The sequence below is a fragment of the Pontibacter mangrovi genome (genome assembly GCF_006385705.1).
Lineage (GTDB): Bacteria > Bacteroidota > Bacteroidia > Cytophagales > Hymenobacteraceae > Pontibacter > Pontibacter mangrovi.
In genome coordinates, this window is record NZ_VFRQ01000016.1 from 22,278 (window position 1) to 44,838 (window position 22,561).

Here is a 22,561-nt window from a genome sequence, read left to right on the forward strand (position 1 = left end):
AGCACGATAGGTACAGGGACAAGAAAGCAAGAGGGCAGGCATCTTTTCCATACCTGCCCTTTTGCTTTAGAAGGCCATACTTGCCTGAAAAAAGATGTTGCGGCCCGGGCGCAGCACCTGCCCCCAATCCAGGTGCTCGCGGTAGGCTGCATCGAAGAGGTTTTCCACCCCGCCGTTCAGCTCCCATACTTTCTTCTCTGTCTCCAGCCGGTAGCCTGCGCGCAGGTGCCAGAGCATAAAGGCCTCGGTCGGTTTTTCCTGGAAGCGCGCACTGGTGCGGTGCTGGGCAGCGGCCATCTCCGTTTCGCCTTGCACCCACAGCCTGTCTCCAAAGTACCTCCGCAGCGAGCTTACACTGCGCAGCGGCGCGACCATCGGGAGCGGGTCGCCGCCCGCGCTGCGGCCATAGCCGTAGCGGAGCGTGCTGACCAGTTGCGTATAGGCCGTGATGTTATACACGGCACTGGCCTCGGCGCCGGCAAGCAAGGCATAGGCTTCGTTTTGGTATACTTTCACGCCATGGGCCCCTATCGTCATGGCGCTCAGTTCCGCCTCATAAGCTCCCACGATGTAGTTGGCTACCCGGGACGCATAGCCTGTCAGCTGCACGCGCAGCCGGGGCTCCTGCCACGACAGCGTGAGCTCCCCCTGCAGGCTTTGCTCCGGCTTCAGCGCCGGGTTGCCGATATAATCATAGCCATCAAAGCGGCTGAACAGGTAAAAGCCATAGAGCTCGCTGGCAGAAGGCGTGCGCCCGTTAAAGCTGCCGGAGAGCGTACCTTTCAGCTTTTTATACAGCACGCGGCTTGCCTGCACCGATACAGACGGAATGACAAACTGCTGCCGGGTTTGCCCGTAGCCGAAAACCGACAGCTGATCGCGCCCTGCGGCTGAGGTAACCGAAAAGCGGGATACCTGAAGGCGGCTGTTTAGCTGCAGCTGGGTTTTAGCGCCGGCTTGCAGCGTATACTGCGCCGCCACCCCCGACTGCAGCTCCCGGTTGTTGGGCCAGGTCAGCATGTACATCGGCGCTTGGCCGGGCTGATACATCGTCATAGAGGCCTCCAGGTAAGAGGAGGAGGCGTCGGCACGCAGGGTCAGCTGCTGGTTAGGGGCCGGCGCCATACTGCCTTCCACATACAGGCCGCTGGTGCGGCTCAGACCGGGCATGTCCATGCGCACAGGCAGGTCCGGGCGGGCGCTGTCGTCCATGGCGTGGGCGATGCGGTTGGCGTAGAGGCGGGCCTCCAGGCGGCTCCAGCGCCTGCTTTCGTTTTCGCGCAGCAGCGTGACCGACCCGATGCGGGCGCTGGCCTCCCCTACATCCATGGGCAAGGCCGGAAAGCCGATGTTCCACCCCTCATCTGCAATAAAATCAGCCTTCAGCACCAGGTCCTCTTCCAGCAGGTACTTGGCGTTCAGGGCGATGTTGGCTTTTTCATACGGCGAGTACAGCACTTTTTCACCCTTGCCGTTGCGGTAATTCTGGCTCTTGCGGTAGGTGCCCGATGCCCGGAGCCCCCAGGTGGGGGTGGCGTAGTTTAGCCGCAGCGCCTCCAGCACTGCCTGCGCCGCAGACTGGTAGCCGCTGCTCACCGAGCCGGACAAGGCGGGCGCGCCGGCCAGCTCTGCTTCGGCCAGCTTCATGTTAAGGCTGCCGCCGATGGCCGCTGCCTGCATGCTGCCCGCGCCTGCTGTCTGCACTTCTATCCCCTGCAGGTTGAGTGGCTCAATGTAGATGGTGGCCGGGTCCATTTTATCGGTACAGGCCCCTTGCAGGCGCATGCCGTCCAGCATCACGCTCACCTGCCCGGGGCTGTAGGCACGGATGGTGGGTTCCATGCCGTAACTGCCGCGCCGGATAAACGACACCTCGGGCATGCGCGCTATCAGTTCTTCCGTGGTCGCCGACCGGTTGGCCTGGTAGAACTCCTGCAGGTGCTGCTGCTGGCTGTGGCTTTTGGTCGTAACAGCCACTTCCTGCAGCACAATCGTGCGAACAGAGTCAGCGGGCACTGCTTGTTGCTGGGCCAGCGCCGGCCACATGCCCAGCGCCAGGCTCCCCATTAGGAAAGGCGTTTTCATGTCCTTTGCCATTTAACGTATGATCATTAGGCCTTGTGCCCCGGAACTACACCGGGGCACAAGCTTTAGCCTTAAAAATTTACTTCAAAGTATAGGTTCCCCGCCTCGCCGCTCGTATCGCGCAGCGTCAGGTGCAGGTACCACAGCCCGGTCATGGTGAAGTTTACCTGCCCTTTGTAGTGTCCCTGGCCGGTGTGCACCGGGCTCACGTTGTTAGGCGAGCCATGGCCCATGGTGGGCATTTCAGGCGCCAGTTCCAGGGTCAGGTCTGTTGCTGCCGGAAAATCCATCATCGAGGCCATGCGGTACACAGCCACTTCCATATCGTTCACGCCCACTTTGGGCTCCTGCGGCTGCAGGTAGGCCACAAAGTACTTGCTGCCGTCTGTCGCCAACACAAAAGACTTCAGGCGGGGGGTGGCGGGCTCCTGCACCGTTACCGGCAGCGTGACTTTGTCAGTCTGCCCGTTTGCCTGCACCTGCACAGTCAGGCTCCAGGTTCCCATGTCTCCCGAAGGCATGGTGAACACCACCGCCCCCGGAAAATAGCCTGCCACCGCCTTCTCCGACGAAGGGCTCTCCGCGGGTGCCGCGTGCTTCTTGTCTGTCATCTCCATCAGGGGCATCAAACGGATGTCTGCCTGCTCCACGCGCTTTCCTGCTTCATCATAGAGGGCGATGTAGAGCGGGTTGTAGCCTGTTGTGAGCGCAGCAGTAGCGTATACCTCCACTTTCAGGTGAGCGGTTTCAGTCTGGCCTTCGGCTATTTTTTCGTAGGCTGTGGCCGGTTCGGGCGTGTCTTCTTCTGTATCGCAGCTGGTGGTCAGGAACGTTGTCGCGAAAAGGGCCCAAAGGATGAGCCAGGTATTATTTTTCATGGTATTGTTGTCTGTAAGTATAACGGATGGCAAAAGGCTTATGCTGCATCCCCTTGCCAAAGAAATTTGTCTTGAAAAAATGGGCAAAGCGTGGCCCCACCATACTTTCCAAAAGTATAGCCATGGCTGTTTGCGCGTTGGGCTGGGTATGTCAACCGCCCCCGCATTGCTTGTCATCTCAGGGCTTTAGGCCGGCAAGCCAGGCACAGTGAACCAGGGCGCTGACGACAGCACTTCTGGATGGCATGAAAGCAGGCTGGGAACTGGTGCGCTAGGCCCGCGGCGGGTGAAAGCAGGCGGTATAGAAGGAATAGCGGTAATTGCTTTTAAGAAAGGGACGAGGCGCGGCCGTGGTGGCCACAGCCCCTATGGCGCCTCTCCAGGCAGAGCCCGGCGCTGTAAAGGGACTCACCTCCAGCTTTAGGGTAAAGCCCGCGTTGTCGCTTTCAGGGCTTTCCGCTTTTTGAAGTTGCTTTTTCAGGTAGCATTTCCCCTCGCAGTGCATCTCAGGCTTGTCTTTGTTCTCGCAGAGCACCGCTGCAATATAGGCCTTGTTCGCAAAATAAGACGATAGGACGATTCCCTTGTATAGTACCTGGAACGTCATCAGCAAGAGCAATATCGTAGCCACTGTCAGTCTCATCTCAAGGGCAAAGGTAACACAGCTTTGCTTGTGAATGGATGACCTGCATCATAAAATTTGAAAGCAATTGTCACTCCGGGCCAGAAAGGCTTGCCAACGCCTTCGCTGGGCAGGGCATAAAAAAAGCGGCAGCCATACTTTAAAGTATAGCCGCCGCTTTCAAAAGTATCCTATTAAAAACCGTTACACGTCTACGCGGGCGTACTTGGCGTTGCGCTCGATAAAGTCGCGGCGCGGGCCTACCTCGTCGCCCATCAGCATCGAGAACAGGTGGTCGGCCTCGGCGGCAGACTCGATGGTAACCTGCTTGAGGCTGCGGGTGCCCGGGTCCATGGTGGTGTTCCAGAGCTGCTCGGGGTTCATCTCCCCCAGACCTTTGTAGCGCTGCACGCCTACGCTTTCCTCCTTGCCTTTGCCCAGCTCCTGTATCGCCTCCAGGCGGTCCTGCTCACTCCAGCAGTAGCGCTCCTCCTTGCCTTTCTTCACCAGGTACAGCGGCGGCAGGGCAATGTAGATATAGCCTTTCTCCACCAAATCGCGCATGTAGCGGAAGAAGAAGGTCAGGATCAGCGTACGGATGTGCGATCCGTCCACGTCAGCATCCGTCATCACGATCACCTTGTGGTAACGCAGCTTCTCCATGTTCAGGGCCTTGTCATCCTCGGCCGTGCCGAAGCTCACGCCCAGGGCCGTGATCATGTTCTTGATCTCTTCGTTTTCGTAGATGCGGTGCTCCTGCGCCTTCTCCACGTTCAGGATCTTACCGCGCAGCGGCAGGATGGCCTGGAACTTACGGTCGCGGCCCTGCTTGGCAGATCCACCCGCCGAGTCACCCTCCACCAGGTAAATCTCGCAGTTCTCCGGGTTGTTGTCCGAACAGTCGGCCAGTTTGCCCGGCAGGCTGGTGCTGGAGAGCACGTTCTTGCGCTGTACCATCTCGCGGGCCTTGCGGGCGGCAAAGCGGGCCTGGGCGGCAAGTATAACCTTGTTTACAATCGTGCGGGCCTCTCTTGGGTTCTCCTCCAGGTAGGCATTGAGCATTTCGCCCACGGCCGTATCCACCGCGCCGGATACCTCGGAGTTGCCCAGCTTGGTTTTGGTCTGGCCCTCAAACTGCGGCTCGGCCACTTTCACGGAGATAACCGCTGTCAGGCCTTCGCGGAAGTCGTCGCCATTGATATCCACCTTCACCTTGTCCAGCATGCCCGATTTCTCGGCATAGGTTTTCAGGGTACGGGTCAGGGCGCGGCGGAAACCGGCCACGTGCGTACCGCCCTCAATGGTGTTGATGTTGTTGACATACGAGAAAATGTTCTCGGTATAAGACGTGTTGTACTGCAGGGCGATCTCCACCGGCACGCCGTTTTTCTCGCTTTCCACGTGGATCGGCTCCGGGATCAGGTTCTCGCGCGTCTCGTCCAGGTAGGTCACAAACTCCTTCAAGCCACCCTCCGAGAGGAAAGAGTCTGACAGCGGCTCGCCCTGCTCGTTCACCTCGCGCAGGTCTTTGAGGTTGATGCGGATGCCCTTGTTCAGGAAGGCCAGTTCCCGGAGGCGGCTGGCGATCGTATCATACTTGTACTCGGTGGCCGTAAAGATAGAGGCGTCCGGCTGGAAGGTAACCGTGGTGCCGGTTCTGTCGGTCTCGCCGATCTCGCGCACCGGGTAGGCCGGTACCCCGATGTTATAGTGCTGCTCGTATATCTTGCCTTTGCGGTGTACCGTAACGTGCAGGTCCGTGGAGAGCGCGTTCACGCAGCTCACCCCCACCCCGTGCAGACCGCCGGAAACTTTGTAGGTGTCCTTGTCGAATTTACCACCGGCGTGCAGCACCGTCATAACTACCTCCAGGGCAGAGCGGCCTTCCTTCTGGTGAAAGTCCGTCGGGATGCCACGGCCGTTGTCCGAGACAGTGATGGAGTTATCCGTGTTAATGGTGACAGAGATCTCGTCGCAGTGGCCGGCCAGGGCTTCGTCGATGGAGTTATCCACCACCTCCCACACCAGGTGGTGCAGGCCTTTGATGCCAATGTCGCCGATGTACATGGCCGGGCGCTTCCGAACTGCTTCGAGCCCCTCCAGTACCTGAATGCTATTTGCTGAATAATCGTTTGCTAATGATTTTTCTTCTACTTCACTCATTTGTGTATCAGGGTAGATTGAATAGGTAAAATTACCACTTTTATTTCGTTTAAACTATACTTTTAAGCCCAGTGCAAGAGCTTAGGCGCAACCAGAGGCTGCACCTGCCCCGCCACCAACGTATAAGTTACTAAAATTTAACAAATTACGCTTACCATTAGTGCCTTAAACACCTGTTTCTCCCTCTAAAAAACACAAAAACAACGATGCTCTGCAACGCTGCAGCCTTGATGCAGGGAGGGGCAAAATCCTGTACAGGGAAAACGGGTCAATCCGGCTTCTCAATGTATAAAATCCCGCTACCTATTTTCCTGCCGCCAACTATACTTTCGCATCTTTAAAATACACACATTTGCGGTAAAAAACGACGTATGAAAACAGTACTGCTGCTACTCGTCTCCAACATCTTCATGACCTTTGCCTGGTATGGCCACCTGCGCTTTAAAGAGGTTGCCCTCTGGAAGGTGATCCTGTTCAGCTGGCTCATCGCCTTTTTCGAGTACTGCTTTCAGGTGCCGGCCAATCGCATCGGGCACGGGCAGTTCACGGCCTTTCAGCTGAAGACGATACAGGAGGTGATCACGCTGGTGGTGTTCATCGGCTTTTCGGTGCTGTACCTGCGCGAGGAAGTGAAGTGGAACTACATCGTGGGCTTTGTGCTGATCCTGGCCGCGGTGTTCTTCGTCTTCAAAAAATGGTAGCATAAGGCCATACCTGGCAGCCCGGCACTATAACCCTGCCGCCGGGGCTTCGTTTTCTAAGGATGTATGTTCCATCTAAAAACGAAGACAAACTATGGCAATGAACTTTGAGACGTATCTGAAAGACGGTAAGACATGGCTGCACGAGCTATGCACCTACCTGGGTATAGACGATGATCTAAAAGCCGCCCGCATCTTCAGGGCCGTGCTGCACGCTATCCGCGACCGCATCCCCACTGGCGAGGCGATCCATTTTGGCGCTCAGCTGCCCATCATCTGGAAAGGCATTTATTACGACGGCTTCTCGATGCATGAGCCGGTGCGCATCCGGCACGAGGACGAATGGCTGGAGTTTATCCGGACAAAAGACTCGGGCGCTGACCAGGCTGACTTCCCGACGCTGGACCATGCTTTCTATGCTTTTCAGGATGTCATGTCTTTCCTGCGCGACCACATTTCCGAAGGCCAGTACCGGCAGATTGCCCAGGCGCTTCACTCGGAGATTACCGTACCGGCTTAGAAACAGGAGCACCCCGACACCGCGCAGGCGCAGTTTAGCTGGTCCTGCGCGGTGTTTATAGCTTTAACTTGCAGTTGCCAGCCCTCCCCCATACCTTTGCACCATGTGGCGAAGCGGCATTACCGGCCTTACCGACAGGGTTGTCAGTCTTCTGGCAACCGGTAGCTGCCTTGCCCCTGCCGTGCTTTTCCAAGCGGCATTCCCTTCTGTTCTGGCAGCCTTCCCAAATAAACAGGCTGGGCTGGGCCTTAGGCCTTGGCAAAACAGGCTCTGGGGGAGCATGTGGCGTTCCCTTTTAAGGCTTTCCTGCCACCCGTCCTGCCAAAAAGGGCAGGACTTCCGAGATTTTAAGCGTAACTTTATAATAAACAAGCGTCAGGGACCAAGGCTTTGGGCCCTACCCTATCCCATGAAAAAGCAACTCCTACTTCTTGCCCTGCCGCTGGCCCTGCTGTCAGCCTGCCAGGAAGGCTCGTCGGGTGACGAGGAAAAAACAGCGCTACAAGACAAAGTGATGGCCGTGCACGACGAGGCCATGGCCAGGATGGATGACACCCACAAACTGCGCCGCGCCCTGCGCAGCCTACAGGACTCGCTGCAGACAGCGCAGGCCGACACGGCGACGCTGCAGCCGTTGGCACAGGAGCTTAGCGGGCTGGAAAAGGCCGATGAAGCCATGATGGCGTGGATGCACCAGTACCAGGCCCCTGACTCCTTAGAACATGAGCAGGCCATGGATTACCTGCAGGACCAGCTACAGAAAATAGAGCGTGTACAAACCCTTATGGACAGCACCCTGGAAGCTGCCCAGTCCACATTAAACAAGTATGAACAAGAGAAATAAACTAAGCCTGAAGTCAGGCTTTGCCGTGGCCGCCTTCGCCCTGGTTGCCACCTCCTTTTACGGCTGCGACAGCCAGGGAGGATCCTCCGCCAATACCTTGCCCATTTACGGCGAGCGGGAGCCCGTGGAGCGCACCGTGGATGGCAAGACCGTAACAGATACCATTTACCACCAGATTCCGGATTTCGCTTTCGTGGACCAGGACAGCCAGCGCGTGACGCAGGAGACGGTGGCGGGCAAAATCTACGTGACGGATTTCTTCTTCACCACCTGCCCTACCATCTGCCCAAAGATGAAAAGCCAGATGCTGCGCGTGTACGAGGCCTATAAAGAGAACCCGGACGTGCTGTTGCTCTCCCACTCCATAGACCCGACCCACGACACGGTGGCCGTGCTGCGCGACTACGCCGACAGGCTGGGCATAGAGACGCAGAAATGGCACCTGCTTACCGGCGACAAAGACAGCATCTACGACATGGCCATGCAGTACCTGGTGCCCGCCCAGGCAGACGGCGGCGCGGAAGGCGGCTTTACCCATGGCGGCCACTTTATACTGATGGATGGGCAGCGACGCATACGCGGCATTTATGACGGCACCAAACCCGAGTCGGTGGATAAGCTGATTGATGACATCCCGCTGCTGCTGAACGAGAAAAAGGATGAGAAAAAATAAACTTGTGGCGCTGGCGCTGGGGGCTTTTGCCCTCACCAGCCTGACGCAGTGCTTCACAAAGAAAAAAGACGAGGGCAAGCACCTGTATGAAACCCACTGCCAAAGCTGCCACATGGAAGACGGCAGCGGCCTGAAAGGGCTGATCCCGCCCCTGGCCAAGGCCGATTACCTGCAAACGCACCGCGACGAACTGCCCTGCCTGATCCGCCAGGGCATGGCTGGCTCCATTGTGGTGAATGGCGTGGAGTATAACAAGGAGATGCCCGGCGTGGAAAGCCTGCGGGAAGACCACATCACCAACCTGCTCAACTACATACAGACCAATTTTGGCAATAAAAATGAGCGCTATACCATGCAGGAAGTGGAGCGCCTGATGCAAGCCTGCCCTAAAGCGCCCTAGCCATAAAAGGCAGCGTGTTCAGGCAGAAAAAGTATAAAAGCACATCCGATTAAAGCCGCATCAGCGTTAAAACATAAATAAAGTTTGCGGGCTTGCAACTACAGGAGGGCTTTCCGGGTCTTCTCTGTACCGAAATCCGGCAACATAACCTTTTATCTAATCTATACCCCTATGCTACATCTTTTTAAAAGATCCCTCTTAAACAAAGTTACCCTGTCTTTACTTTGCCTTGCCTCTGTGTCCCTGACCGGATGCATGGATAACGAGCCAGACATGCCGGAGCCGACGCCGGTGGCGTATACTTCCTTTTATCATGGCTCTCCGGATGCCCCTGCCATGGATGTGCAGGTGAACAGCCAGGTTGTTTTTAACCAGTCGCTTCCGTATTCTACCTATACCGGTTATGTCACGCTCAACACCGGCAGCACGAACTTTAAGTTTACGCCCTCCAACGCGTCCAATGCTTACCTGGACACAACGCTGAATCTTAAGCAGGGACAGGCCTTCTCTTTGTTTGCCATCAACACCCTGGACGATATGGAGCTGCTGGTGGTGCAGGACAGCGTGAAAACGCCTGCCGACGGCAAAGCCGCCCTGCGTGTGGTGCACCTGTCGCCGGATGCGGAAGCAGTGGACGTCGTGGCCATCGGCGACAAAGAAGTTCCTTTCTCTAGTGACCTGGCCTTTAAAGACATCACGCTCTTCCATGAGTTTGACGCCGGCAGATACGACCTGGAAGTGAAAGCCGCAGGCTCAGACGAAGAACTGCTGACAGTGCCCAAGGCAAGCTTTGAGGCTGGCAGAGCCTACACACTGGTAATCCGTGGCTTCGCCTTCCCGCCTTCCGGCAACACCAATGCGCTGGCAGGCCAGATTTTCAGAAATTACTAAGCCTGGCTGACCCTACAAAAAAGGGATGCCTCCCAGACGGGGGGCATCCCTTTTTTATTTATACTTCCATGATCACGCTTACTGCGCCTGCAGCCACTCCAGCGCCTCTGCGGCATTGGGAAAGTTGCGGTGCGTAATGGAAAGAGCACCCTTCCTTTTTGCCTCCTCGGTAACCCGGGCCGCCCGGTCTTCCTGCTGCTGCCGGGCGCTTTCTACCCGCGCCACATATTGCAAGCGGGTTTTGGCCAGGGCCTGGCTAAAGCCGAGGATAATCAGCCGGTAGGTCGCATCGTCTACTTCCACAACGGCTTGGCTGGAGTCTATCAACAGCTTTTTAATGTCATAGCTGGTGATGGTCTCTACGACCACTTGCAGGGCACGCTCCACCTCCACCGCGCTAAACGTCCGGATATCGGGCAAGCCCACGGTCATAATATCCGTAGCCGGATTATAATCCAGCGTGATCAGTCCATTGCTAAAAAGTATCATCCTTGTTTCGTCTCTGCCAACGGCAGGTATAGGCTTCTCCCGCCCTGTTTGCCACAAGCGTCTGTGTGTTTTACAGCGTTTCCAGCTTAGGGATTCCTGTGAGCCAGGCCATGGCCTCTTCTTTCGTCGTGAAATTCTCCAGAAGAAAGGGGATGCTGCCCGACAACTTGATCACCCCCATGTTTGCCACAGCCAGTTTCTCTACACGGTCGCTTGCCGATTTTAGTCGCGCCACACGCTCCACCCGCGTCTTAGCCAGTTCTGTCGCCAGAAAAGTAGCCACCTCCCGGCTTTCTTCATCGCTAACTGAAACGTGGGTTCTGGTAGAATCCAGCAAGACACGCTTTACATCATAATTTTTAATTACCTGCACCATGTTGCGGATCGTGTGCTTAATCTCTGGCAACAGGTAGCCGTGCAGGTCAGGATACTTGATTTCTACGATATCCGTTGCCGGGCTATACGCTAAGACGACAATGCTGTTTTCAAACAGAATCATTTGGCTTGAAATAAAAAACAATAATCTAATAAGCAGGCAATACAAAAATAGTACAGTTTTTGGTTCCTGATAACAGGCTTGGGAAATCTTTATTATTTACCTAAAATTAATTGTATGCTTCGAGCACGAAATTTGGGTCTTTTTAATTGGCTTTAGCTGTCGCAGGCTATAAAATAATCCCATAATTTAACTATCTTCGCCTAGAACCATACGGCATCGGTTTCAGGTCCGGAGCGCTCATTCCGAAGGCCTGATGGCAGTGCCAACTTTCATAAAAGCGCCACAAGAATTTATGATTAGCATCGCTGAAAGGCACCAAAAAATCATCAGCAGACTACAGCAGGAGGGAAAAGTAAACGTAGCCGACCTTTGCACCGACATGGACGTCTCCTCGGTTACCATCCGCAAAGACCTGAAGCTACTCGAGGACAAAGGCCTCCTGTTCAGAACCCATGGCGGGGCCACCCTCCATAACCCTTATACCACCGACCGCTCGGTAAACGAGAAAGAAAAAATCCAGTCGGCAGAGAAAATGCTGATCGGGACTGCGGCAGCTAAATTGCTGGAGCCAAACGATTCTATTCTTATCGCCTCGGGCACTACCGTGCTGGCGCTGGCCAAGAACATCCAGCCTAAAGGCAGCCTCAGCGTCATCACTTCTGCCCTGAACGTGGCGCTGGAGCTCATCCGCCACCCCGAGGTGGAGGTCATTCAGCTCGGCGGCCTTGTCCGGAAAAGCTCCTCCTCGGTAACGGGGCCTTATGCCGAGGGCATTCTGGCTGATTTTTCTTTCAGCAAGCTGTTCCTGGGCGTAGATGGCATCGACATGGAGTTCGGCCTGACCACCACCAACGTGATGGAAGCGCACTTAAACCGGCAGATGATCAAGGTGGCGCAGAAAACCATTGTGCTTGCCGACTCCACCAAGTTTGGCAAAAGGGGCTTCGGCAAGATCTGCGGCTTTGAGGACATCGACCAGATCATCACCGACAAAGGCGTGTCGGACTACGTGGTCAGGACGCTGGAGGGCATGGGCATTAAAGTCACTATCGTCTAAACAGCAAGGGCAGGCGCTGTAAAGGCCTGCCCTTGCTTTCTAACGTATGACATCCTATTTGAGGTACTTGCCTTCTTTGAGGATCTCCACCCATTTCTCGTAGCCCTTGTAGGTCAGGTGCAGCCCGTCGTGGGTATAGGCCTCCACCAGGCGGCCCTCGCTGTCAGCAAAGTGCGGGTGCAGGTCTATCAGGGTTACCTTCTCGGCAGCCGCCAGCTTTTTCAGCTCATTATTCAGCCAGGCTACATTTTTTTCGCGGTTGTAGTGCCGCTTAAATTTGGTGAAGGTGTTGTTGGTGGGCAGCATCGTCTGCAGGTATAGCTCCGTGGAAGGCGTCTCTGCCTTAATCCTGCGCACAATCTTCTTATAGTTTTCCAGAATCAGGCTGTCAGGGATGTTCCGGGAAATATCGTTGATGCCAATAAGCAGGAAAATCTTGTCCGGCTTGCCTTCCGTCACTTCGTCCAGGCGCTCCAGCACGCCATAGGTAATGTCCCCGGAAATGCCCCGGTTGCGCGCGTGCTTATTTCCCAGCAGCTCGCTCCAGTCGGGGTGGGCCGTAATGCTGTTGCCCAGGAAGATAATGTCTTTGCGTGAGTTGGGATAGGCGCGGAACTGGTCCACCTGCACCTGGTAAGTAGAAGGCCGATAGGTGCTGTCCCAGGCGGCTTCTTCCTGTGCCAGGGCCGCTTCGGGCAGCATCAGCATGCCTGATAACAGGCCCAGTAAGCCCCATCCAATGCGCTTTCGTAACCTCATGTTTATGCTTCTCTTTTTTGTTCTATAAAGTATAAAAACCCGCTACTGCGCGTTAAACAGATTCGGGTAATCAGAGATGATGCCATCTACGCCCATGGCCTTCAGGCGGGCGATCTCTTCGGCCGTGTTCACCGTCCAGGGAACAACCTTGATGTCGCGGCTGTGGCATTTGTCCACCAGCTCTTTTGTAACGAGCTTGGCGTTGGGGCTATACACAGCAGGGGTAAAGCCGAGCTGGGCGATGTTTTCCTCGAAAGAGTCTTTGTTGCTGACCAGCAGGGAGGCCCTGATGTGCGGGTACTGGCGGTGCAGCGCCTGCAGCGCCCTTTTGTCGAAAGACTGAATGATGACCCAGGGCGTAATCCCCTTCTGCTCCACCACGTCCACTACCTGCGCGGCGAACTTCTCCGGAACAGGGTGCAACTTGCCGTCATGTTCTGCCTTGGACTTCACCTCGATGTTATAAAATACCTGCGGCAGGTCGTTTTGCTTCAGGTAGGTCTGCACCGAGTCAATCAGGTCAGCTAGCAGCGGAATGTGCGCCTCCATTTTCTGCTGGTGCGGATACAGTGTATAGGGCTTGGAGCCCACGTCAAAGGCATGCACCCGGTCATAGTCCAGCTGATACACCGCATACTGCTGGCTTTCTTCTTTTGTGAACTCCTTGCCTTCCGGCGTCAGGGCGTACAGGTGGTTGATGTGCGGGTCATGCGTCACAACGACTTTTCCGTCCTGGGTGATGTGGCAGTCCATTTCCAGGGTCGTTACCCCCAGCGTCAGGGCATGGAGCATGGCGGGAATGGTGTTCTCCGGCATCAGGCCGCGCCCGCCCCTGTGCGCCTCGGTATCAAAGGCAGGTAAGGGCACCTGCTTTTCCTGCAATGGCGTCTGACTACTCTTGCAGCCGGCAAAAAGCGTCAGCCCGAGAGCGGCAATACTTAAAAGCTTCTTCATCTTGTGGTCATCGATACGTTAGGAGATTTCTGTAGAAATCGTCTGGTCATACTTGTTTCCGAAGCGGTCTATGGCTTCCACCCGAACCGTTTTCATGCCTTCGGCCAGGGAGGTTACAAACAGGTGATCCGTCTCGGTTGGCTCGGCAAAACCCCGCGTCTCGGGCTTGTCCTTGCCCTTGTACAGGGCAAAGGCCTCCGGGTCATAGGTGACGGTGTTTTTCAACTCGCCCATGGCCTTGCCGTCGGCCCACCAGCTTACCTTCCACTCGGGGTCCCAGTTCCATACATTGGCAAACAACTGCTTCTGGCCCTCATCCTCCACTACGTGCAGGCGCAACTGGTGCTCCTTGCCATAGCCGGTAGACTTGAAGTACCACTTCAGCTCGTTGCCTTCCACCTCGTACACGCCGTAGCCTCTCGGGGTGCCGTCGCCGCACATCGGGCCCGTCCACCAGGCGCCGCACAGGGTGCCGTGCACGTGCTCATACACATTGTCTTTGATCACGTTGCGGTTATAGTGTGTATGGCCCGACATGATGTGCACTTTGCGCTCAGCCAGGATAGCATAGAGCTCCGCATTGTTCTCCACGGCATTGTGCACCGGAATATGCAGCCCGATGACAATCAGGTGCTCTTTCGGTACCAGCGCCAGGTCGGCTTTAAGCCAGCTGAGCTGCGCCGGGGTCAGATGGCCGTCGTAGTTCCGGTCAGTGCCCAGGTAGCGCACGTCATCCAGCACCACGTAGTGCACCTTACCGCGGTTAAAAGAGTAATAGGTAGGGCCGTAAAGGCGCTGGAACGTATCATCCGACGCCTCATCCCCGCCCTGGTTATAGTCCATGTCGTGGTTGCCCAGCGCCTGGAAAAACGGGATGCCGGTGCCGGCCACCGCCTTGTCATAATCAGTAAACAGCTCGTGCTTGTCCCATACGATGTCGCCCACGGTCATGCCGTGCACCAAGGTGCCTGCTCCCAGCGACTGCACCAGCTGCTGCACATCCGGCACGGCCTGGTTGACCATTTGCCGCACATCGCCTTTGGTGCGCACCTGCGGGTCTGCCCATACGATAAAGGTATGGTTGGTGTCGTCCTGCGTCAGGGGCGTCAGCTCAAAATCATACTTTTCCCGGTCTGCCGTGATCAGGTGATAGTGCCGGGCAATGCCCTTCTCGTGCGGAATGGCGTAACCGGCCGGAATAGAAACGAACACAGACGTCGCCTCTGCATGTACAGGCAGCTTAAAGCGGCCTTTCCTGTCGGTCTGCACCACGCTGTAGCCATCCGACACGGCCACATGGGCAAGCCTTTTTCCTGCTGCCCGCACCGTGCCCTTGAGCTTGTTTTTGGCAGGGGTGCCAAACCCGAAGGCTGCGCGGCCGCTGAGCACCAGGCCACCTGACAGCAGTAATACATGGTTGATGAAATCTCTTCTCTTCATAATCGTAAGCGGTTAGGTATTATAAGCCGGGGGCGGCTTTCAGGGCTGTATAATAAGCGATGTAGTCGTTGTAGAGCGCACTGTTTTTGAGCAGCAGGATGGTCTCGTTGTTGTTGCGGAGCGCATTTAGGGTGAAATTGTGCGAGCCTGTCACCAGCACCTGCGCCTGCTCGCCCTCCCACTCGCCTTCAATCAGCATAAACTTAGAGTGGATGTTCACCTTTGCCTGCCCTGATTCGGTCATGTTGTATACTTTCAGGTAGACGCCTTTCTCCTCCAGGGTGCGCAGCCCGCGCAGCACGTCGGCGTCGATGCTGCTTTTCACAACCAGTTCGATGGTGGCGCCCTGCTCGTGCAGTTCGCCCAGCTTCTCTACCACATTGATGCGCGTGGCTGTCCAGTCTGACATGCCGATGCGGACTGTGGCTGTGGCCGGGTCAGTGATCCTGTCCAGCAGCTCTATGACGGCGTCTTCCCCGTAAGCTTCGCCATTCTGGCGTTTGGGCAGGAAATAGGCTGAGACACCGGCGGCCTCATCATGGAACTCCCTGTAAGAGAAATTTTTCATCCCCTGCTTGGCCCCTTTTTTCATGTCTTCCCAATAACTTTTAAAAGCCTGGTAAAGGCCTTCATGGCTCAGCACCACCCCGTCCTGCATTTTTCGGGTGCCGGAAAGCACAAAGTTATGGGAGGTTTGCAGCACCACATTCGTGGCACTGCCTGCCTGCGTGGTAAGTTTGGAGAAAAGCACAAATTTATTGTGGTTGATGGCCGTAGCGCTGGCATCGCTGTCTACAATCACCAGGTCGGTGTTCTCGGGTAGTTTTGTTTTCAGTTGATCTATCGTATAGGGATTGGTTTTTTGGCTGTCTTCCCGGCTCAGGTCCAGCATCAGGTGCAGCTCCACGCCCCGCGCGGCCGCCCGCTCCAGCGCCTCCACCAGGTCCTTGTAATCAAACAGGTAAATAGACATGTACAGGGTGGCGTCATCCGGCGTGGCATCTATGAGGGCCACCAGGTTATCCATTATCTCTGTCGAGTAAGACCCTCCGGCCACGGCGGCAGGGCTTGTAAACATCGCCTGTGGAAAAGTACCCTGGTAGGGCACCAGTTCTGTACTGACTTCTTCTTTCGGCGTTGCCGGGCTGTCTTCGGACCCGCCGCCACAGGCAGAGACAAAGGCAAGAAGGGAAATGAAAAGGAACGTCTTTAAATAATGCATAGCAAGAAATTGTGTAAGGCTGCCCCAGGAAGGCAGCCTTACCTGTTCAACATCAGGCAGGGCTTTTATGCCCTGCCTGCCATATTCACCTTAAACTAAACTGCTTAATCTTTTTCCCACCAGCCTTTGGTGTTGATGTCGTCCCCGCCCATGCGGTTCACGGCTGCTTCGTAGTTGTCGCGGTTGTAGATTTTCACCTCTTCCGGGTAGAGGAAGCGCACTGGCACCTGCTGGTCATTTTCCATGGCCGTTGTTTTCGGAAGCACCGGCAGGCCGGTACGGCGGTACTCATACCACTGCTGGTAGTCGTTGAAGACCAGGGCCAGGTACTTTTGCAGCATGATGCGCTCGAACGTGCCGTCGTAGGCGGCAGCCGGGTTCTCAAAATAGTCTGCCGGTACCTCAGCACCCCACTGCTCGATGGCAGCCTCTACGCCGGCCTGGTAATGCGCCTGGGCATCGTCGCTGATCACGCCTTTCTGCGCCAGCTCTGCTTTGATGAACTCCACCTCGGCATAGCTCATGATCACCGAGATCATCGGAGCAGTCACCAGTTTTGTGTTCATGCCGGAAGGCACGTAATCAAACTGCTGGGCCGGGTCATAGCCGCTCGGCACGCCTTTGTAGCCCATGGCATTCCCGTCATTGGTCTTGGCCTCGGTATAGAACTTCTCGACCCGCGGGTCGTTCATCTCGTTCAGGTTATCGATAAAGAACTCCGAGCCGACGGTGTTGAGGGTAAAGTCGCTGGGACGGCCCCACGGAGACATATTTGGGTCCACACCCGTGATTTGCAGGATAGCAGCCTGGCTATTAGAGGTGAACACCGGGCTTTCCTCCGGGTTGTTGATGATGGCGGCCATACGCTCAAACGAGTTCATCTCCGCACGCTTGGACACGCGCAGCAAAAGGCGCAGGCGCAGCGAGTTAGTGAAGCGCTGCCAGTTGCTGATGTCATTGCCGTACAGCAGGTCCGTACCGTAGGCCATCGGCTGCTCCTCATCGTAGAGGCTATTGGCTTTCTCCAGGTCCGCCAGCAGGGTTTTATAAATATCCTCCTGCGTGTCAAAGGCCGGTCTCAGGATACCCGCTTCCGCACTCACGGCCTCTCTCATCGGCACGTCCCCGAAGGCATCGGTCAGGTTCGAATAGATCCAGGCTTTCAGCGTCAGGGCGATGGCCTGGTAGTTTGGCGCCTCGGCCTCAATGGCGGCCTGCTCCATTTCCTTCACGTTCAGCAGCCAGCGGTAAGAGGCGTTCCAGGTAGAGTTACCGGCCCCTTGGGTGATCACGTAGCGGTGCTCGCCACCGGCAGCACTCGGGAAAGGCACGCGCACCTGCATGATCTCAAAGGTAAAGGCATTGGCACGGGATGTGCCAAAGGTGCTCATCTCGTAGATAATGGGGTTAAGCAGGGTCCCGGGGTTGATCTTGTCAACGCGGTTAGGGTCAATGTTAAGCTCCTCCAGGTGGTCGTTGCAGGAAGTGGTGGCCACCCCCATGCAGCTCAAACCCAGGAACAACAACAGTATTCGGTTATATTTTGTCATGGCTTTCTTCTGGTAAAGGCCGCCGGCAGTAAGTGTTATACTTGCCGGCAGCGTTTATACTTTATAATTTCGTTTGTGCCGTTATTAGAACTGCAGTTTCACGTTCAGGCCAAATGTTCTTGGCGTTGGCAACTGGCCCATTTCCACACCTGGCATCTGCACGTTACCATTCAGGGCGGAAGCCTCCGGATCAAACATCGGGAAGTTGGTGATCATGGCCAGGTCACGGCCATACAGCGCCAGGCTTGCTCCCTGCAGGAAGTCTACACGGCTCAGGATAGCTTTGGGCAGGTTATACTCCAGGCGCACCTCGCGCAGCTTCAGGTAAGAGGCGTCAAATGAGTTGGCCTCCACGTTGGCACGGCGGTAGTACTCTTTGTAGTAAGCGGCCAGGTTCTCCACTTTCTCCTCGTTTGGAGAGTAAGTGCCGTCGCCGTTGTCTACCACGCCGTCGCCAATGATATAGCCTTCTTCACGGCCGCGCAGCGTGTGCTCCAGCTTGCCCTGCTCACTCATCTTGTGGTGTGTCTGCGAGTACACCATCCCGCCGTACTGTCCGTCCACCAAGGCGCTGAAGCGGAAGTTCTTGTAGGTTACCTCGTTCAGGAAGCCGCCTCTCCAATCGGCATAGGCATTGCCGCGGTAAGAGATTTCTTTTGGACGGATAGGCAGGCCATCTTCGTAAATGATCTCCCCGGCCTCGTTGCGCACAAAGCCGTAGCCGTACATATCACCGGTAGAACCGCCCTTTTTGGCGATGATATAGGCGTTACCGCCCTGCGCCAGGATATACTCCTCGTCCTCCTCAAAGCCTTCTGACAGCTCCAGGATCTCGTTGTCGTTTTTAGACCAGGTAATGGTGGTATTCCACTTGAAGTTCTCAGTTTCAATCGGGCGACCTGTCAAGGACAGCTCCACGCCCCTGTTCTGCACTCTACCTGCATTGATGATGGCGTCGTTGTAGCCCGTGGTCGGGTCCAGCTGGATAGCCAGGATCTGGTTATCCGTCACGGTCTGGTAGATTGCCAAGTCCATGCCCAAACGGCCGCCGAAGAGCTGGTACTCCAGGCCTGCTTCGTAGCTGCGGGTATTCTCCGGCATAAAGTCCGGGTTAAAGCGCGTAGTCGGGATAGAAGCCGAGCCTGGGAAATAGCTTGAGTTGTAGTATTTACGGGTCAGGTAAGGGTTCGAGTCCGATCCTACTTCTGCCACAGAAAGCCGCAGCTTGGCGTAAGATACCTGGCGCGGCAGCGTGAACAGGTCACTCAGGATAAAGCTGGTGCTGATAGAGGGGTAAAAGAACGAGTTGTTTTTTACCGGCAACGCGGAGCTCCAGTCGTTACGCGCCGTCACATCCACAAAGATCTTGTCCAGGTAAGAAAGGGAGGCCAGGCCATACACACTTTCTACTTCTCTGTTGTAGCGGCGGTTATTCGTCATGATCGGGTTGATGCCGTTAGACAGCGTATAGGTTCCCGCCACGTTCAGGCCCTCAATGGAGGCATTGGTTCTGTTCAGGTAGGATTTCATGATGTTGCCACCCACCGATGCCCTGAAGTCAAAGTCACTGGAGAACTTGTCTTTGTAGGTCAACAAAAAGTCGGTATTCGTCTCCCTGTCGTTGATGTTCTGCTCTTTATAGTAGCCTTTGCTGAAGTTCTTGGTATCCCATGGCCGGCGCGTCGTGCGCTCCTCGTTCGTCATGTCTATGGCGGCCCGCACCATCAAGTCAAATTTAGAGGATAGCTCATAATTGGCCGTGAGGTTACCGGTGGTATTGTAGCTATCCACGCCATTAAGCATCTCGTAGGCAATCAAGTAGGGGTTGTCTATGTACGAGCTGAAGGGATGGATCTGTGAGATCTGCTCCTGCCCTTTTTGCCATCTTGGCTTATACCAGGCCAAATCTACGTTCGGGTTCTGAAAGATCATGAAGTAAGAGATCGACTGGTTGTTATAGCCTGTGGCCGGCAGGTTGTCGCTGTGCTTGTGCGAGAAGTTGATCTTTGAGGTCAATCTAAGCCTGTTGGTTAGTTTCTGGTTCACGCTCAGGGCTGTGTTCAGGCGCTCAAAGCCCGTATTAGGCATGATCCACTCGTTTTTGGTATGCGTAATGGAGGCACGCGCCGAGCCGTTCTCACCACCGCCTTCCACAGCCACGCTGTTTGCCACCGTGTGGCCGGTACGGAAGAAGCCCTTTACGTTGTCTTTGTAGGGTCTCCACAACTGGCGCTCTGCTGACTGGCCTTCCAGCGTCGGGTCATACTGGTAGAAGTACTGCCCGTCGAACTTCGGGCCGAAAGCACTACTGGTGCTACCCGTGTTGGAACCGTCCTCGGACGCCCCGTAAGAATAGTACAGCTCGCCGTCCTTGTTTCTATAGTTGTTGCCCTGGCCATACTCATACTGCATGTCCGGCCACTTCAGGATGTCGTTAAAACTGATGTTGGAGTTGACCGTCACGCCAAGCCCTTTGCGCTTGCGCCCGGATTTGGTGGTGATGATCAGGGCGCCGTTCGCGGCACGGTAGCCATACAGGGCAGCCGCCGCAGCACCTTTCAGCACCGTCACAGACTCAATGTCGTCGGGGTTGATGTCGGCGATGCCGTTACCAAAGTCGATCGGCACATCGCTGCCCGAGCCGGCCTGGTAGGCATTGCCCACCCCGGAGCTCTCCATGCCGCTGTTCATCGGCACGCCGTCCAGGATGATGAGCGCCTTGTTTTTGGTTGGGTCGAGCGAGTTATCGCCGCGCAGCTTGATCACGGAAGAGTTCAGCGGGCCGCCGCCGGTAGGCGTCAGGCTAAGGCCTGCTACCTTGCCCGACAGGGCGCTGGCAAAGTTGTTGGAGCGGGCCGCGCTGATTTCCTCCCCGGTTACCTCCGTCACAGCATATCCCAGTGCTTTTTTCTCCCGCTCGATGCCGAGCGCGGTTACCACTACCTCCGAGAGCTGCTGGTTGTCTATCTGCAGTTCCACGGCCAGGTTCGTTTGCGGCTGGTTCACCGTCACGCTGCCCGCCTTGTAGCCGATGAACGTGAAAGACAGCACAGCGCCTTTTTCTACGTTCAACTCAAACTTGCCGTCCTGGTTAGTCACGCCGATGGGCTTTCCATTGGCGGCAATGGAAACACCTGGCAAGGGAATGCCATCGTTTTTGTCCGTCACGGTTCCGCTTACGGCAACCTGCTCGCCCTGGGCAAGCTTTTCAGACAGGGGAGCTGCCGACAGCTCAGCTAGGCTTGGCCCTGCCAAACAGAGGCACAGGGAGAGCATGGCTGCCCGGCTGATCCTGTGCCTACCTTTTGGGGATAGTGGTAGATTTTTTTTCATTTGATAAAGAGCTTAATTAGGTGATCTTATTTAGGTTGTAATGTTTCGTTTCTTTGTTCCAGGTGAGGGCCGTGAAGAAAATCGCCAGCACGCAGGCCGCAACCAGCACGATAAAGCCCCCGTCCCAGCCCCAGGCATCCACCACAAAGCCCATCGCGATGTTGGCAAACAGGGCACCGCCCATGTAGCCGAACAGGCCGGTGAGGCCCGCCGCGGTACCGGCCGCCTTCTTAGGGACCAGGTCCAGCGCCTGCACGCCAATCAGCATCACCGGCCCGTAGATCAGGAAGCCAATGGCGATCAGGGCCGCGTTATCCACCCAGATGTTTCCGGCAGGGTTCTTCCAGTATACCAGCACGGCCACCAGCACCAGCACCATGTAAATGATGGTGGCAGGGGCACGGCGCCCACGGAACACCTTATCGCTGATCCAACCGCAAAGCAGGGTGCCCGGAATGCCGGCGTACTCATAGGCAAAATAGGCCCAGCCGGTCTCTTTCACCGAGAAGCCTTTGGCCTCTTCCAGGTAAGTAGGCGCCCAGTCCAGGATGCCGTAGCGCACCAGGTACACAAAGGCATTGGCAAAGGCAATATACCAGAGCACGCGGCTGGTGAGCACGTAGTCAAACAGGATCTGCTTGGCCGATAGCTCCTTCTCGTGGTCCTCGGTATAATTGCTCGGGTAGTCGTTTTTATACTCTTCGATCGTGGGCAGGCCACAGGACTGCGGCGTGTCGCGCACCAGCATGTAGGCAATCATGGCCGAGAGCACCGCGATCAGGCCCGGAAAGTATAACTTACTCTCCCAGGTGCCAAACAGGGCAACCGCGGCAATGGCAAGCGGCCCCACCAGTCCGCCGCCCACGTTGTGGGCAATGTTCCAGATCGACATTTTGGTGCCACGCTCCTTGGTGGAGAACCAGTGCACCATCACCCGGCCACAGGGAGGCCATCCCATTCCCTGGAACCAACCGTTGAGGAAAAGCAGGGTAAACATAATGGCGATAGAGCTGGTGGCGATGGGAAACACACCCATGCCGATCATGGTAAGGGCCGAGAGCAACAGCCCCAGGCTCAGAAATATCCGGGCATTGCTTCTGTCGGACACGTTGCCCATCAAAAATTTACTGAGCCCGTAAGCCACCGACACGCCGGATAGGGCAATGCCGAGGTCAGATTTGGAGTAGCCTTGCTCGATCAGGTCAGGCATGACGAGCGAGAAGTTCTTTCGGACCAGGTAATAGCCAGCATACCCGATAAAAATGCCCAGAAACACTTGTAGTCGCAAGCGTTTGTACTCGGGGTCTATCCGCTCTAGCGGCAGGCGTTCGGCATGCTGTGCAGGTGAGATAAGTTTCATAAAATTCGTAAATATACTTCCGTCAGGTGTTTCCTATGAAGAAAGCGGGTTGGCGCGCCTTGATTCGTTTTAGCTGCCCCACGCTTTTTCGATTTATTTTGCTTCGTTTCACAGTTCATCA

Annotated in this window: 20 protein-coding genes; 7 read left to right on the top strand and 13 right to left on the bottom strand. The window is 55.9% G+C overall.

Translation table 11 applies throughout. From position 1 onward, the window contains the following. Positions 1-66: 66 nt before the first annotated feature. The 4 genes from FJM65_RS19510 to gyrB form a co-directional block, all read right to left on the bottom strand. On the bottom strand, positions 67-2,085 hold the full coding sequence (locus FJM65_RS19510) for a TonB-dependent receptor (protein ID WP_181163806.1): 2,019 nt from the start codon (positions 2,083-2,085) through the stop codon (positions 67-69). Positions 2,086-2,156: 71 nt separating this feature from the next. Then, positions 2,157-2,963 (bottom strand): FixH family protein, encoded by an 807-nt coding sequence (locus tag FJM65_RS19515; RefSeq protein WP_181163807.1) that lies wholly within the window; start codon positions 2,961-2,963, stop codon positions 2,157-2,159. A gap of 271 nt (positions 2,964-3,234) precedes the next feature. Beyond that, on the bottom strand, positions 3,235-3,606 hold the full coding sequence (locus FJM65_RS19520) for a hypothetical protein (RefSeq protein WP_140623753.1): 372 nt from the start codon (positions 3,604-3,606) through the stop codon (positions 3,235-3,237). Positions 3,607-3,789: 183 nt separating this feature from the next. Continuing rightward, complete coding sequence (gyrB, locus tag FJM65_RS19525; RefSeq protein WP_140623755.1) at positions 3,790-5,748, bottom strand: DNA topoisomerase (ATP-hydrolyzing) subunit B; 1,959 nt, start codon at positions 5,746-5,748, stop codon at positions 3,790-3,792. 371 nt (positions 5,749-6,119) lie between these two features. On the opposite strand from gyrB, the gene FJM65_RS19530 reads away from it, so the two are divergent. From FJM65_RS19530 to FJM65_RS19555, 6 genes are all read left to right on the top strand, one after another. Then, the gene (locus tag FJM65_RS19530) at positions 6,120-6,449 is read left to right on the top strand and encodes a DMT family protein (protein ID WP_140623757.1); all 330 of its coding nucleotides are present in this window, start codon (positions 6,120-6,122) and stop codon (positions 6,447-6,449) included. Between the two features lie 94 nt (positions 6,450-6,543). Continuing rightward, the gene (locus FJM65_RS19535) at positions 6,544-6,969 is read left to right on the top strand and encodes a DUF2267 domain-containing protein (RefSeq protein WP_239023030.1); all 426 of its coding nucleotides are present in this window, start codon (positions 6,544-6,546) and stop codon (positions 6,967-6,969) included. Between the two features lie 409 nt (positions 6,970-7,378). Next, positions 7,379-7,813 carry a hypothetical protein gene (locus FJM65_RS19540; protein ID WP_140623759.1) on the top strand — a complete coding sequence of 145 codons (435 nt, stop codon included), beginning with the start codon at positions 7,379-7,381 and terminating at the stop codon, positions 7,811-7,813. Next, a complete protein-coding gene (locus FJM65_RS19545) occupies positions 7,797-8,486 on the top strand; it encodes an SCO family protein (RefSeq protein ID WP_140623761.1) in 690 nt (229 codons plus the stop codon). The genes FJM65_RS19540 and FJM65_RS19545 overlap by 17 nt, the downstream gene beginning before the upstream one ends. Continuing rightward, complete coding sequence (locus FJM65_RS19550) at positions 8,473-8,886, top strand: c-type cytochrome (protein WP_140623763.1); 414 nt, start codon at positions 8,473-8,475, stop codon at positions 8,884-8,886. Before FJM65_RS19545 ends, FJM65_RS19550 begins: the two co-directional genes overlap by 14 nt. 255 nt (positions 8,887-9,141) lie before the next feature. Next, entirely contained in the window at positions 9,142-9,777 is a 636-nt protein-coding gene (locus FJM65_RS19555; RefSeq protein WP_181163808.1) for a DUF4397 domain-containing protein, read from the top strand. 78 nt (positions 9,778-9,855) lie between these two features. Here FJM65_RS19555 and FJM65_RS19560 read toward each other — a convergent pair whose 3' ends face one another. Together FJM65_RS19560 and FJM65_RS19565 are read right to left on the bottom strand one after the other, a co-directional pair. Further along, positions 9,856-10,323, bottom strand: a complete 468-nt coding sequence (locus FJM65_RS19560; RefSeq protein ID WP_140623768.1) for a hypothetical protein — start codon at positions 10,321-10,323, stop codon at positions 9,856-9,858. Between the two features lie 13 nt (positions 10,324-10,336). Continuing rightward, positions 10,337-10,765, bottom strand: a complete 429-nt coding sequence (locus FJM65_RS19565) for a hypothetical protein (protein WP_140623770.1) — start codon at positions 10,763-10,765, stop codon at positions 10,337-10,339. Between the two features lie 292 nt (positions 10,766-11,057). Here FJM65_RS19565 and FJM65_RS19570 point away from each other — a divergent pair, with 292 nt between their 5' ends. Then, complete coding sequence (locus FJM65_RS19570; RefSeq protein ID WP_140623772.1) at positions 11,058-11,822, top strand: DeoR/GlpR family DNA-binding transcription regulator; 765 nt, start codon at positions 11,058-11,060, stop codon at positions 11,820-11,822. A gap of 54 nt (positions 11,823-11,876) precedes the next feature. Here the strand turns inward: FJM65_RS19570 and FJM65_RS19575 are convergent, their stop codons facing one another. The 7 genes from FJM65_RS19575 to glpT form a co-directional block, all read right to left on the bottom strand. Continuing rightward, the gene (locus FJM65_RS19575) at positions 11,877-12,581 is read right to left on the bottom strand and encodes a GDSL-type esterase/lipase family protein (protein WP_140623774.1); all 705 of its coding nucleotides are present in this window, start codon (positions 12,579-12,581) and stop codon (positions 11,877-11,879) included. A 42-nt stretch (positions 12,582-12,623) separates the two neighbouring features. Continuing rightward, complete coding sequence (locus FJM65_RS19580) at positions 12,624-13,535, bottom strand: glycerophosphodiester phosphodiesterase family protein (protein ID WP_140623776.1); 912 nt, start codon at positions 13,533-13,535, stop codon at positions 12,624-12,626. Positions 13,536-13,553: 18 nt separating this feature from the next. After that, complete coding sequence (locus FJM65_RS19585) at positions 13,554-14,975, bottom strand: calcineurin-like phosphoesterase C-terminal domain-containing protein (protein ID WP_140623778.1); 1,422 nt, start codon at positions 14,973-14,975, stop codon at positions 13,554-13,556. 19 nt (positions 14,976-14,994) lie between these two features. Then, positions 14,995-16,197 carry a phospholipase D-like domain-containing protein gene (locus tag FJM65_RS19590; protein ID WP_140623780.1) on the bottom strand — a complete coding sequence of 401 codons (1,203 nt, stop codon included), beginning with the start codon at positions 16,195-16,197 and terminating at the stop codon, positions 14,995-14,997. 104 nt (positions 16,198-16,301) lie between these two features. Continuing rightward, the gene (locus FJM65_RS19595) at positions 16,302-17,747 is read right to left on the bottom strand and encodes a SusD/RagB family nutrient-binding outer membrane lipoprotein (RefSeq protein ID WP_140623782.1); all 1,446 of its coding nucleotides are present in this window, start codon (positions 17,745-17,747) and stop codon (positions 16,302-16,304) included. 84 nt (positions 17,748-17,831) lie between these two features. Continuing rightward, positions 17,832-21,080: a SusC/RagA family TonB-linked outer membrane protein gene (locus FJM65_RS19600; protein WP_219856008.1), complete on the bottom strand. Its 3,249-nt coding sequence runs from the start codon at positions 21,078-21,080 to the stop codon at positions 17,832-17,834. Between the two features lie 16 nt (positions 21,081-21,096). After that, positions 21,097-22,440: a glycerol-3-phosphate transporter gene (gene glpT / locus FJM65_RS19605; protein ID WP_140623784.1), complete on the bottom strand. Its 1,344-nt coding sequence runs from the start codon at positions 22,438-22,440 to the stop codon at positions 21,097-21,099. Positions 22,441-22,561 lie beyond the last annotated feature (121 nt).